Annotated in this window: 14 protein-coding genes; 8 read left to right on the top strand and 6 right to left on the bottom strand. The window is 39.5% G+C overall.

The window, feature by feature from the left end; genetic code table 11:
* Positions 1-6 precede the first annotated feature (6 nt).
* The 3 genes from CD00_RS0106930 to rlmD all read left to right on the top strand — a co-directional run bounded on the left by CD00_RS0106930 (position 7) and on the right by rlmD (position 2,793).
* A complete protein-coding gene (locus tag CD00_RS0106930; RefSeq protein WP_026655302.1) occupies positions 7-762 on the top strand; it encodes a DUF4097 family beta strand repeat-containing protein in 756 nt (251 codons plus the stop codon).
* Between the two features lie 129 nt (positions 763-891).
* Positions 892-1,275 (top strand): hypothetical protein, encoded by a 384-nt coding sequence (locus CD00_RS0106925; protein WP_026655301.1) that lies wholly within the window; start codon positions 892-894, stop codon positions 1,273-1,275.
* A 216-nt stretch (positions 1,276-1,491) separates the two neighbouring features.
* Positions 1,492-2,793: a 23S rRNA (uracil(1939)-C(5))-methyltransferase RlmD gene (gene rlmD, locus CD00_RS0106920; RefSeq protein ID WP_026655300.1), complete on the top strand. Its 1,302-nt coding sequence runs from the start codon at positions 1,492-1,494 to the stop codon at positions 2,791-2,793.
* A gap of 159 nt (positions 2,794-2,952) precedes the next feature.
* On the opposite strand, the gene CD00_RS20135 is transcribed toward rlmD, so the two are convergent.
* The 4 genes from CD00_RS20135 to CD00_RS20615 all read right to left on the bottom strand — a co-directional run bounded on the left by CD00_RS20135 (position 2,953) and on the right by CD00_RS20615 (position 6,276).
* Entirely contained in the window at positions 2,953-3,117 is a 165-nt protein-coding gene (locus CD00_RS20135; RefSeq protein ID WP_176756632.1) for a hypothetical protein, read from the bottom strand.
* A gap of 25 nt (positions 3,118-3,142) precedes the next feature.
* On the bottom strand, positions 3,143-4,360 hold the full coding sequence (locus CD00_RS17535) for an IS91 family transposase (RefSeq protein WP_051594271.1): 1,218 nt from the start codon (positions 4,358-4,360) through the stop codon (positions 3,143-3,145).
* 602 nt (positions 4,361-4,962) lie between these two features.
* On the bottom strand, positions 4,963-5,760 hold the full coding sequence (locus tag CD00_RS20620; protein WP_218141017.1) for an IS4 family transposase: 798 nt from the start codon (positions 5,758-5,760) through the stop codon (positions 4,963-4,965).
* Positions 5,761-5,763: 3 nt separating this feature from the next.
* Positions 5,764-6,276 carry a hypothetical protein gene (locus tag CD00_RS20615; protein ID WP_051594109.1) on the bottom strand — a complete coding sequence of 171 codons (513 nt, stop codon included), beginning with the start codon at positions 6,274-6,276 and terminating at the stop codon, positions 5,764-5,766.
* A 456-nt stretch (positions 6,277-6,732) separates the two neighbouring features.
* Here CD00_RS20615 and CD00_RS0106890 point away from each other — a divergent pair, with 456 nt between their 5' ends.
* The gene (locus CD00_RS0106890; protein ID WP_026512991.1) at positions 6,733-7,701 is read left to right on the top strand and encodes an alpha/beta fold hydrolase; all 969 of its coding nucleotides are present in this window, start codon (positions 6,733-6,735) and stop codon (positions 7,699-7,701) included.
* Positions 7,702-8,329: 628 nt separating this feature from the next.
* Here the strand turns inward: CD00_RS0106890 and CD00_RS0106885 are convergent.
* Positions 8,330-9,499, bottom strand: coding sequence for an IS110 family transposase (locus CD00_RS0106885; RefSeq protein WP_026655297.1), 1,170 nt, complete (start codon positions 9,497-9,499; stop codon positions 8,330-8,332).
* A gap of 350 nt (positions 9,500-9,849) precedes the next feature.
* On the opposite strand from CD00_RS0106885, the gene CD00_RS17530 reads away from it, so the two are divergent.
* Positions 9,850-10,515, top strand: a complete 666-nt coding sequence (locus CD00_RS17530; protein WP_051594108.1) for a hypothetical protein — start codon at positions 9,850-9,852, stop codon at positions 10,513-10,515.
* A gap of 202 nt (positions 10,516-10,717) precedes the next feature.
* A complete protein-coding gene (locus CD00_RS0106875) occupies positions 10,718-10,984 on the top strand; it encodes a hypothetical protein (protein WP_026666542.1) in 267 nt (88 codons plus the stop codon).
* Between the two features lie 144 nt (positions 10,985-11,128).
* Here CD00_RS0106875 and CD00_RS0106870 read toward each other — a convergent pair whose 3' ends face one another.
* Positions 11,129-11,461, bottom strand: a complete 333-nt coding sequence (locus CD00_RS0106870) for a helix-turn-helix domain-containing protein (RefSeq protein WP_026655295.1) — start codon at positions 11,459-11,461, stop codon at positions 11,129-11,131.
* 489 nt (positions 11,462-11,950) lie between these two features.
* On the opposite strand from CD00_RS0106870, the gene CD00_RS0106865 reads away from it, so the two are divergent.
* Both CD00_RS0106865 and CD00_RS17525 read left to right on the top strand, forming a co-directional pair.
* A complete protein-coding gene (locus CD00_RS0106865; protein ID WP_330365379.1) occupies positions 11,951-12,139 on the top strand; it encodes a holin in 189 nt (62 codons plus the stop codon).
* Between the two features lie 102 nt (positions 12,140-12,241).
* On the top strand, positions 12,242-13,243 hold the full coding sequence (locus CD00_RS17525; protein WP_242838930.1) for an N-acetylmuramoyl-L-alanine amidase: 1,002 nt from the start codon (positions 12,242-12,244) through the stop codon (positions 13,241-13,243).
* Positions 13,244-13,423: the final 180 nt, after the last annotated feature.

The following is a 13,423-nucleotide window of genomic DNA, read 5'->3' as shown; positions in this document are numbered from 1 at the left end:
AAATATATGAAAAAGATATATTTGATGATATTGGGAACTATCACATTTTTTGCGGTGATCTTTGGCTGTGCCTATCATATGTATGGACTTTTTGGAAACAAGAATACAACCGGTGAAATTGTAAATGTCAGTTATGACTATGATATTATCGAAAACATTGATGTAGATGCGGGACTTATCGATATGAATATTGTTTCTGGAGATAAGTTTTCAGCAAGTTTTTCCGGGTTAAAAGAGCTTTTGCCTGAGATCAAAGAAGATAACAAGACTCTTGTTGTAAATCAGAATTCATCAGATGATGTCGGCATTAATCTTTTTAAACCGCATAAAAGAAATCTTCATGGCGTTGACAATGTGCTTACAATAACGGTTCCTGCCGACGCAGGGGTTGATAAGATTGAGTTTTCGTGCGCTCTTGGAAATGCCAATATTACAGGTGTTTCGGCAAAAGAGATGAATATCGAGTGTGCGCTTGGAGACATTGACATTGAGGATTTGACAGTAGACCAAATCGACATGGAAGCCGATATGGGCGATGTGTCCGTAAAGAACGTTGATGTGAGAGAAATCGATGCCGAGCTTGCTATGGGTAATTTTGAGGCGAACCTTGTAAGAGATATTTCGGAATATAGCCTGGAGCTTGAAGTTTCATTGGGAAGATGTAAGGTTGACGGGAATACTGTTTCGAATAAATACAATAAATCCGGAAGCGGCGGATTAGTCAGTGTCACATGTGATATGGGCGATGTGAATATCAAATAATCGATAATTGAGTTGTTTTTGGTTAAAAGAATAATTGAAAGAATGAAACCTCTAAGGTATAATCAATATCGTAGGAATGCTGGGAGGTTAGGCGTTTCCTATAAATTGTATTTTTTTTGTGAGGTTTTTATGTCATCTATTATCCAGACAAATCAGGTTTTTAACAATGAGATACCTTTTTGCAGGGTATACAGCATTGATTCCAAGAAAATGCTTGAGGAGCGCTTTCTTGCGCATAGAATATCATATTTCATAGAATGGCAGGACAAGTCTTTTTTGCAGAGATTGTTCGACAGAAAAGGAAACAAGATTGTTTGTACATTCAAGATAAATAAAAATGAGCTTGCTAGAGCGAAAGAGATTTCCGAAGGAATTGATGGAATCAAGTATAAGGACTACGGCGATTTTGATGCTGAGGATCGAATTCGCAGAAGAAGCGAAGCTGTTAAGTCACAGCCCGATCCTATGATATTACCTGCTTTAAAGATTGAAGAAATTTCTGACGACGAATGATAAGTTGAGCATGCAGAATAGGGGAGACATTGTTTCCTCTATTTTTTTGTTGAATAGGAAATTTCTCTGAAATTCCCTATTCAACAAAAAAGCTCCGCAGGGATGCGCAGCTCGCGGTAAGGAATATATTGCTTACGCAATCCGCTCGCGCGCTAGCATTTCGCGAGCGAAATGCTTTTTTATTGGATTAGGAAATAAATTTTTTTGGAGATTCTTATGGCTGAGAAAAAGAATGTTTATAAAAAGAATACTGAAAAGGCAAAGACGGCACGTAAACCTTTTAAGGGTGAGGCTTCGAGAAAAAGTGTGCCCGGAAATCCTCAGAAGAGAACGGGAGTTAAAGAAAACGGTAATGACAAGAGTGCTGCCGTAAAAAAGAGCAGATGCCCGTATTTCAAGAAGTGCGGTGCATGCCAGATGATAGATACACCATATAAGAAACAGCTTAACTTAAAGCACGCACGTCTTGCAGAACTTCTTGAACCCTATACGAAAGTAGAGTCGTTTATCGGAATGGAGGAGCCTGAACACTACAGATGCAAGGTTCATGCAGTCTTTTCACATGACAGAAAAGGAAATCCCATTTCCGGAATATACAAAGAGGGAAGTCACGAAGTGGTACCGGTTGAAAAATGTCTTCTTGAAGATGAGAAGGCGGATGCGATCATTGCTTCAATCAGAGGAATGCTCCGATCGTTTAAGATCAAGACCTATGATGAAGACAACGGTTTTGGGCTTCTTCGTCATGTTCTTATCAGAATAGGCAGATACAGCGGGGAGATAATGGTTGTGCTTGTTACGGTATCGCCTATTTTCCCATCCAAGAATAACTTTGTTAAGGCGCTCAGAAAAGAGCATCCCGAGATCACAACTATCGTCCTTAATGTAAATGACAAGCAGACAAGCATGATACTGGGCGATAAAGAGAAGCCTCTTTACGGCCCCGGATTTATCTATGATACATGCTGCGGAATGAAATTTAAGATAAGTCCCAAGTCTTTCTATCAGGTGAATCCTGTGCAGACAGAGCTTTTGTACAAGACCGCGATTGATATGGCTGAGCTTACGGGAGATGAGATCGCGCTTGACTGCTACAGCGGTGTTGGCACGATCGGAATTATCGCAAGTCCCCATGTAAAGGAAGTCATAAGCGTTGAGCTCAACGGCGATGCGGTAAAAGATGCCATATTAAATGCCAAGATAAATGAAGTAAAGAATATTACTTTCTACAAAAATGATGCCACTAAATTCATGCAACAGATGGCTGACTCCGGAGATAAAGCGGATGTTGTATTTATGGATCCGCCGCGCTCAGGTTCAACGGTTGAATTCATCAATTCAATGATCAATCTTTCGCCCAAGAAGGTTGTTTATATTTCTTGCAGCCCGGATTCTCTTGCACGAGACTTAGAACTTATCACAAAGGGTGGCTACAAAGTAAAGAAGGCAATTCCGGTAGATATGTTCCCGTTTACAAGGAGCATAGAAACAGTCTGTCTGTTAACGAAATCAAGCTGAAGGCGCAGATTGAGTTTACAGAAGACTGTTGTTCTGGCTCGCGCTTAGCGCGAGAGCAGAACTTCCTTGATTAATAGGAAATTTCGCCTTGACGGCGAAATCTTGAATTAAAAGGCCCGGCAAGACCGGGCCACGCAAAGTAGAGGTAAGTTGGTATAATTACCAATCTACCTCATCAAAAAATTCATCATCTTCATGCATAAAGTAATCCATGTCGAGAAGGTCTTCATCATCCATCTCGCGGATTTCGTTCGCCGACATGCCTTCCGGCGGATTTTGGATGTATTTCTCTCTAAGCTTTGCAATTAGTTCTTTATCGACCATAACTGTTCCTCCTTGCATGATTTTATCATGTGCAGAAACATGGGGAAACACTGTTTGGTTTTGAAGATGGAGCTCTGCTTTTGGGACGGCATTTTCCCTTTGCCTCTTTGTATAAGTCTTCAAGAGAAATATGTTTATGATTAAAGTACAAATCAAGGAATTTCATGGTACTACTGCACTTTGAACATTTGATTGGATCATAGCCAAATGCTGAAAGAATACTTGAGCGCCATTGTAAGAAAGATTTGAAGAATGGCTGTTTGGTGGGGGGAATAAGACGGTAGAGCTTTTTATCTGATTCTCGATGTCGACCATACACGCCGTAGTAGCGTATCATCTTAAAGTCTTTTTCAGGTATGTGCTGGATAAGGCGTTTGATGAAGTCTATTGCAGGAAGTGTTTCGGTGACAAGGACTTCGTCCTCATGCCTGTTGTAGTGGAAAGTAATAGTATCATGCGCTTTATCATAGGAATCAATTCTTGATAGGCCGATTGCAGGGCGCCCAAGGTATCGACCTATATATTTAGCCACTTTGTTCTTGTCAGCGAGAGTGGGTTTTGCATATATATAGAATCCATCTTTTTGATTTTTGTATGAGAGAGCTTTTTCTTTTTTGAACAATGCTTTTTTCGCGGAGTCAGTAATAAGAGCTTCCATAAGATTAAGAAGAGCGGTTTGAAAAGCATGGCGCATGTATTGAAAACTGAAGTAATTGACTTTACGCCAAAATCCGGTGTCACCTACACCACCTTCAGATATAAGGCAGTGGATATGAGGATTCCATTCCAATGGACGTCCAAATGTGTGAAGAACCAGAATGTAACCGGGAGTGAAGTTCTGACTTTTGTTGGTTTTGTAGAACATCCGACGAATAACGCTGCTGGCGGCGTCAAAAAGACAGTTGAGAAGATTACGGTCTTCGAGAAAGTAATGGCGTAATTCTTTTGATATAGTAAAAACGCAGTGTCGGTGCTGGCAGTTTATGAGTTTGAAAGACATGGCCAGAGCACGTTTTTGCGAATACATGGAACCACAGGTAGGACAGAATCTTGAATGACAACGAAAGGGAATGAACTTGAGATTACCACAATCGTGGCAGCCATACATGGCGCCACCATAGGCAGGATCGCCACAATTGAGCATCTTATCGATGTTTTCCATTTCCGTTTTGCGGGGATGGAGAGTATATTGAATTTCTTCATAATGATCTCGGAACAGATCTTGCAGTATGTTTCGTTTCATAAAAATCATTATGAATGAATTGAGGCAAAAAACAACCCCAACCCCTCATGAGTGAGGGGCAGGGGAGTTGAAGTGCCATAGGCACTTTTTTATGAAAAAGTGGTGAGAAGATTACAAAGGTCCCTGCGATAGATGTCCACGAAGCCAAGTCGTGGCTAAGTAATGAGTGTATTTTTTATGAAAAGTGATCACTAAAAAATAGTGGTCACTTTTTTGGATTAGGTATATAATGTTCGAAGCGGTTTTTAGTCTGAAAAACTGCTATAAATTCTATTTTCACAATATAGTCAGTGACGTTTAGAGTCTTTTCACTGCTTATATTCCCAACTATTTTGAAATAGGCATTTGCTTTTTGAGGATGATTACTGCTCATATTTACAATGCTTTCATTATGAGCAGAGGTATTTTGCTGTTATCTATAGAAAAAAGTGGTAGAGGCACTGCTCAATGTCATTAAGTTAACATTGACCAATTAAGGGATTAACCAAAGAATCAACAAGAGCGATTGAGGTATTTATATCTTCAATCGTTCTTTTTTTATTTCTGAGCATCACAACAAGACAGACGAAAGTCTGCCGCAAAAAGTATTCAATTAAGTATAATTATGCTACTCTATACAAGAAACCATGAAAAATCTTTGTAGTCAGATTTCGAGTGCGATGTCGTTCTGGCCGTATCGGTATAAGATTTCTTGCAATTATGGTTTCCAGATTGGGTGGTGATGCTCTTTCATAGAAGAAGAGTCTGCACATATGGACGGCAACTGAGAAGTTTGCTTTATATGTATGCTTTCTTTGTTTTTTAGCAATGACTACATGCGAGGTAATCATTTCAGAAAAGTTATACATAATCAGATGTGCATAGATTTCTTGATGGATGCACATCACCTTTTTTGAATGAAAATCAAGCATCCCTAATGTATACTTTAAATCTCGGAAAGATGTTTCAATTCCCCAACGGGCAGCGTATAGTCGCTTTAACTCTGTCGCTGGATACGCGTCTTTGTCAAGGTTCGTGAGTACTGTTTCGTAACTCTCAGTTCCTATTTCAAAACGGACCACCCTGAACTTTAATTCATAAAATATAACAGGATCTGCTTTTCTTGTTTTCTCCGGTAAATAATCGAAACTTGCGTTATGGGGGATAAATCGATATTTATTTTTATCTTTCATAAGTTCCTTTATTTCATTGGTTTGTTTTCGTACAAGCTTCAAGCAAATATCAACATCAAATTCATTCTCTTCAGGGAGTAGCAATCCGTCCTTTATGCCAGCTTTTCCATCTTTTACACGTATCAAAAAGAACCATCCTTTTTCCTGTATATGAGCCATGTTGTTATAAGATTCATATCCCCTGTCTGCGATGACTAAGGCCTTCTGTATGTCTGATTTATCAACCATTTCTTACAATGCCATATGTTCATTCCCACTCATACGCCCTTGTATTCTTGAATCAACATAAATATGTTGTTCAAGATCATAAAGGGCGTTTAAATGAATTAGGTTGTAAGGCTTCTGACCATTTGCCCCTGGAAAATAGGTATCTTCATCATCTGGATTAGTTGCGATTTGAATATCAGAACCATCTACTGCCAATAATCTTAATTGGCAAGATTGCTCGGTTATCTTTTCTGTGAACCCTGCCAATATATCCCTGAAGGCTTCAGGCTTGATTTTGCTCCGTTGTTGGACAAAAGCAGAGGCGGAGGGCATTTCAGGGTCATTATTAAAGATGTCAATCAACTCATTTGTAAGTCCCTTGCTACCCATTCCGATAATACTTTCCACGACTTTTTTTAAAGAGAGTTTTCGTTCTCGTGAAAAATCACGCCCTGGATTTGAACAATACTTATCAGAAGCATTTGCAACAGTTTCAATTTCCGACATTAATAGCTTTTTAATGTGTTTTGGTTTCATATAAGCACCTCCTTGCAATTAACTCTTGCTAATTACAAGGGCCGCTTTCGCTACCTCTCTATTCGATCAGTAGCGAAAGCGGCCGCACATTTTGTCGCTCGTGTCAAGTGTTAAAAAAAAGACCCCTATACCATTTCTGATATAGGAATCTATGTTTGTTATTTTAACTTAATGACATTGAGCCGTGGCTAGCCTTTTTTATGTAATAGGAAATTCCTCTGGAATCTCCTATTACATAAAAAACAAGCTGCGCTTGTAAGATGTGTCTCGCCTGCATATGTACTTAATTGTTTTCAGCAATTGCAGGCTCGCACTGCGGGAGTTTCGCATAGCGAAACTCTATCTTGTTGAATCCTTGACAGGGAAGAAATCCTATGATATAACATACTACGTCAGACATACTATGGCAGTCGAGTATAGAAATCGGAATATGTTTTATTAATAGGGGAGAGAAAGATGAAGAAGATAATAGGCCGTGTCACAGGTGTTATTTTGGCAGGGATTGTCCTGTTTATTACTATATTTGCTGTTTATCAGCATTTGAATATGCATGGAGCTCTTAAGCAGCTTAGAACAGAAGGCTATGAAAATCGAGTTTCAGTGGGTGATTATTCGCTTAATGTGTATCAGTGTGGAAAAGAAAATGGTAATCATAGAATAGTTTGCTTATCGGGATTTATTGATGGTGAAGCTGTCATAGCCTGGCGAGAAATGACAAAAGAAATTGAAAAGAATAATGAATTGTATTTCATCGACAGGGCTGGATATGGCTTGAGTGACGACACTAAAAACGATATGACAGTTGAATATGTTGTTGAGGACTATCGCAAGGCTCTTAAAAATGCCGGCGTGAAGCCTCCATATGTTCTTATAGGCCATTCCTTAGGCGGTATATATTCTACTTATTGGGAAAGCAAATATCCTGATGAAATAGAAGGTGTCGCAATTTTTGATGGCGTACCAGTTTATCCGATTGAAGAGGACCAGTACAGTGCTTGGGACTTCTTCCCTGGTTGGATGCATACAGCTGGTAAATTTGGTCTAATCAACGCTCTGATTAAGCCTATCTGTAATGAGGATGATGACGACAGTACTTTTGCTATCTTGGATGAAAAGCATAGAGATATAGCCTGGAGAGTATTATCTAAGACTATGGGTTCAAATGCCTGTAACTCAGAAGAAAAGCTATTTGGAGACAACATTAGAAAGACTTGGGACACCTTAAAAACGAATGAAATACCTAAAGTATATGTTGCGGCCACAACATATGGAGTAGAAAGTGAAAATCCTGATATAAAAGCAACATATATGGAAAAGCTAGGAAATTGTCAGATGGTAGAGTGCCCTGGATGGCATGAAATATATCTGGATAAACCTGAGAAATGCTCAGATATCCTGGTTAATTTTATTAAGGAAATTAATTGATATAATCACCCTATATAATGATGTGAGTGTCAAAAGTGAATTTTGCTTAGCACAAGCTAAAGCCTGTGTACATACTAAAAACTTCTTTTTAGTCGGTTTTTAGTATGATTTTTTATATCAGTTGAGTGGAAACAAGAATGAAAAAGGCTAGCCGATAGAAAATCAATGTCATTAAGTTAAGATGACAGCCCAAAAGATCTCTATGTCAGAAATGACATAGGGGTCTTTTTTTCTTAAAAGGTATTGACAGATTATCGTAAATGTGTGGCCGCTTTCGCTACTGATGTTTTAAAGGTAGCGAAAGCGGCCCTTGTAATTAAGGAAAACTTGATTGCAAGGAGGTCACATATGAAACCAAAACACATTAAAAAGCTTTTATTATCTGAAATCACTACCACTAAGCAAAGATAAAAGAAGGAGAAGTAAATGTACGGATTAAAAGAGCTACTAAATAAAGAGACTAACTATTAAAAGTCAACAAGAAAATGAAGATTTTTGAATAAAACATCGTTAAGTGTTTTAGATAGCCTGGAGGCAGGATTAAGCCTCAATCAGTACCTTGAAAACTGCATGACAAACAGAGCATCTGAACAGGTGCTCTAAGAAAAGGATGTAAGTTAAAGACTCTTTATTTTCGGTAGGCTTCGCCTGTAAGTTCCATCCGATAGATGGTGCGTATCAGCTTTTTCGCCGCATGACCGATAGCAACATTGTAGTGCTTGCCTTCACTTATCTTTTTAGAGAGGTAAGCGCCGAAACTCTCATCCCAGTGGCAGACATATTTTGTGGCATTGAACAAAGCATACCGTAGGTAACGAGAGCCCCGTTTTTCCATGTGGGAAAAGCAAGAATCAAGTTGTCCTGATTGGTATGTAGATGGCGATAACCCTGCAAATGCAAGTATCTGATCGGCATTGCTGAAGCGGTTGAAATCGCCAATCTCTGCAAGAATCATGGCTCCCATACGGTAGCTAATACCAGGGATTGTCATAATCGGAGAGTCGCAAGTATCCATAATGGATTTGATTGAAGCTTCGATTTCATCAATCTCATCCGTCATCACCTCGATCAGATGGATGGTGTGCTTCAACTCCATTGATTTTGCCGGCATAACAGAACCGATTGAATCCTTTGCAGCATCTCTTATGGTGACAGCCATATTTCGTCCGTAGCGTCCCTTAGAAGCTGTTTCAAGGACATTTCTTAGATGTGTAAGGTGACTTTCAGCAATGTAAGAAGCACCGGGAAACTCAGAAAGTAAGGCGTACACAGAAGCCATATGAAGATTAGGAACGAGCTTTTCCAGTTCCGGAAACAGGATATTAATAAGCCGAGCCACAGACGATTTAAGCTTGGCTCGCTCTTGAACCTTGTCAAAACGGTAGCGGGTTAATGACTTGAGTTCTTCGCTGTGATATGATGTGTCTGAGTAGGGCTTGAGAGTCTTATCAGTCATTAACATCATAGCAATCGAACCGGCATCGACTTTATCCGTTTTCGTCTTTCTAAGGCTTAAACCTTTTCTGTAAAGATTTGTGTGTAGCGGGTTGATAACACAGGTGGGTAGACCTTTATCAATGAGCGATCCGAGAAGATTGAGTGAGTAGTGACCGGTAGCTTCAAGACCTACTTTTATTTCGGTCCTATCATCAGTCACTGAGAAAATCTTTTCATACAACTCATCAAAGCCTGTCTTGTTATTCGGGATAGTAAACACCGGATAGAGATTATCGGCTTCTGATCCCAGGATGCAGCAATCATGCTTATCCTTTGCAACATCGATACCAACGTAGATCATACATGTGATCCTCCTTAAAAGTATTTGACGCTGTATTGGATCCACAGGGCTCTCTGCCGATGTAACCTCGTTCTACATAAACCGTCATGCGGTATCTAACTGATTAACATTGTGACAAAGAGGCTGTGGTTGGAGCCTTTTTGAAACCGTCTATGCGGTAGGAGGAACGAACCAATCCACAGCATCTTCAACAGCATATCCTATACCTATAGAGAAGGTAAAGAATGGATATGACTATATAATACGAGGAGGAACGGCTTCTGAGAATAAAGGCTGTAGTTGATAAGCAGCTGGATGAGGCACCAGAGGGGCGACTTAGGATTTCATCGTCGGGGAAGCTTGTTCAATACATGCATTGTACTGATGAAAACAAGAAATCAATATATCAGGGAAACTATATAAAAAAGGAAAATACCGAATTTATCAAAGCTCTTGCGCAGAAAGGATATGACAAAAAGGTAAAAAGACTTGTTGATCTGAGACTTAAGCAGATACAAAAAATAAATGCGGATTATGATGATCATGAAATTGAAAAAATATATGCATGCATGAATCCTACGAGAAAGAAATTAGTCAGAGCGTATGAGATTCCGTTTGAACAGAGGATATCTGAGTGGAAAGAAATAGAATATAACGGGAAAAGTTTTTCTGAGGATTCACCGGAGATATGTACAAGGAAAGGCGAGAGAGTCAGGTCGAAGAGTGAAAAAATAATAGCGGATACATTCTTTGAACGCGGGATAGAATATAAGTATGAGTGTCCGCTTGAGCTAAAAGGATATGGAATCATATTTCCTGACTTTACAATTATTAGTAGGAGAACCGGAAAAGAAGTGTATTGGGAACATGATGGACGAATGGACGATCCTCAATACGCGGAAACAGCGGTCAGGAAGATAGATACATATATAAGAAATGGAATAGTGCCGGGAGATAGGCTGATTGTTACATTTGAAACCGTAAACTATGTATTAAGCGACAATACGATAGATGCGATGATAAAAAAATATTTGTGATACCTAATGAGAACATAAACGCTTCAGGAGGAATGAAACAATACTGAGTAAAAAATGACTATTGCTGTTATCCTGAGGGGATTGGACAAGATTGCAGATAAGGACAATTAATAAATTGACATGTGAACACGTGTTCGATATAATAATCATAGATTCGCTACCATACATCAATCTATGCAACATTGGCTTTGACTTTGGAGGTATGAAAACAGTGGAAATTGAGGAATGTATCAAGGATGCGTTTGAAGACTCTATGCAGTTATTTGTTCAGACAGAAGAATACAAGAAGGAACGTGATGAGATAAATGATTTGATCATAACATTTCGAGCAATGCTGGATGTGAACCGGCAACTGCAGTTTAATGAAATAGTAGATGCCATAACCGTTGCAGACGGTAAGCTTGCATCGGAAGCATATCTGCACGGAGTTGTAGAGGGGATAGCGCTTCGTGAGAAAATAATCGGATAGATGGTAAAAAAGTGCAAAGACATATTTTAATATGTGGTAAGTACCTTATCTACCAAGTAGAATGGCGGAAAGGAAGATACATATCACATGTGGGTATGTCTGAACACTATTTTCTATCAAAATGGAATATATAATCGAATGCCTTTATTCATCTTCAGACTCAAGCAGGGCGTTAATGAGCTCGCGCCTTTGCTTGGATGTCATCTTGGAGGCATTTTTTGCAATAAGTCTATGAATCATATAATATTCAGATTCGAAATCTCCGCTTTCTGAGGAGTTCCCGTTTAACAGATAGTCGGTAGTAGTGTGAAGGGCAGTGGCGATATTGGCTATAACGGGCCCTTTCGGAACACGGTCGCCCTTTATATATCGAGACATTGAGACTTCGGTGACGTCGACTTTTTCAGCGAGTTCACGCTGAGTCATATTAAGCTGAGAAAGTAATTCAGCTATTCTTCCTCCTAATGTGTTGTTCATAGGATATCCTCATTTCTAATTTGATATATTATCTTGGATAAATGAAAGTGTAATGCCGCTTTTTTAAGATAAAACATCTTAACCGGCTAATATACATTCTCTTTATTCATATATGGAATAATTTCAGAAACTTACCAAAAGTATAATTCAATTCATCCAAAACGTCAAATTAAAATAATTTTCGGTAAGTATAAAATCCGTAAAACGCAGTAAAATAGCAGTGTTTGATTATTTTATCAGAATCACGGCATAAACAAACGGTAAATTAATGTGTTGACAACTTTCCAAACGTGATATATGATTAGATCAAGCTAAAACGAACGGAGGTGAGATGAAAATGTCAGAACACGCAAATATGCTGTTATTAGGACTGGCACGTGCACCATGTGCGTAAATTTTTTTATCCATTGACTTACCAAATGTATAAGCAAGGATAAAACAAATTAACTTTTGTTCTATAAAATCTACGCACAGGAAAGGAGAATGCTTATGAAGAACTGGCTTGAAGCAGCAGGAATAAGAGCTGTGAAGACGGTGGCACAGACAGCCATTGCCACGATAGGAACTTCGGAGTTTCTGGGAGACGTTAATTGGGTGATGGTTGCAAGTGCGGCATCATTGGCAGGAATACTTTCCCTGCTGATGAGTATTTCCGGGATTCCGGAACTGAAGAAATAAGGAAGGCGCCGGCTCGGCGCTTCCTTCAACAATGAAAACAGAACACAAAAAACAAAACACAGAAACCAAAAAACAAAGTACAAAAAGAAAAGGAGAAAAATTATGAATTTTGTAGAAAGTATAATGACTCAGAACCCCTGCTACACAGAGGGAAGAAAAATAACCGTGAAAGGCCTTATGCTCCATTCTGTCGGATGCGCACAGCCCCGAGCAATGGCATTTATCAATAGCTGGAACACACCTTCACATGACAGCTCATGCGTTCATGGCTTCATAGACGGAAACGACGGAACAGTGTATCAGACGCTTCCTTGGAACCACAGAGGATGGCACGCAGGCGGAGCGGCAAACAATACACATATCGGAGTTGAGATGTGTGAGCCTGCAAGCCTTAATTATACAAGCGGAGCGACCTTTACCTGCTCAAACATACCTGAGGCACGCAAATCGGTAAAAAGAACATATGAAGCGGCAGTCAAACTGTTCGCGATGCTCTGCAAATTATTTAACCTTGATCCTCTTGGAGACGGAGTGATTGTTTCTCACAATGAGGGACATATCAGAGGAATAGCTTCCAACCACAGTGACCCCGAGCACTTATGGAATCAGCTTGAAACCGGCTATACGATGGACGGATTCAGAAAAGCGGTAAAAGAACTTTTGGACAAAGGTGTTGCGGACTTTCCAAAGGGAAGCACAGAAGAGGCATATCCTTATGCCGGACCGGCGGGCACTTATCCGCCCGTACCTTTTTCTGTAAAAGTTCTTATAGATAATCTGAACATCCGTGCAAATCCGAATTTTGGAGGTGCGATCAAAGGACAGACAGGCAGAGGTGTATTTACGGTTGTTGAAGTACAGAACGGATGGGGAAAGCTTAGAAACGGAACAGGTTGGATCTATCTTGAAGAGAAGGCATATTGCACAGTCCTTGACCGTTTGATCTCGGAAAGCTATGAAAGGAAATCCATTGATGAGATCGCAAGAGAAGTAGTGAATGGAAAATGGGGCAACGGCGAAGAAAGGAAGATGCGTCTTACCGAAGCGGGATATGATTACAATGCTGTACAGCAGAGAGTAAATGAGATTATCTGGAATCCTTGAAGAAAAGAGCTTTTGGCTTGGTTAACCTAAGGCAAAAGCTCTTTATTGCCGCAATTATATGTCAAACGTATAACATAGCCGGTCTTGTGTAAAAGACAATTACTTGTGCAAGATATACAAAAACCATATTGATATATCGTAATTAATTCACGAAATGGATAATTTTTTGATAAAAACGTA

Source organism: Butyrivibrio sp. AE3003 (assembly GCF_000686065.1).
Classification (GTDB): Bacteria; Bacillota; Clostridia; order Lachnospirales; family Lachnospiraceae; genus Butyrivibrio; species Butyrivibrio hungatei_A.
This window is presented reverse-complemented; position numbering and strand designations above follow the sequence as displayed.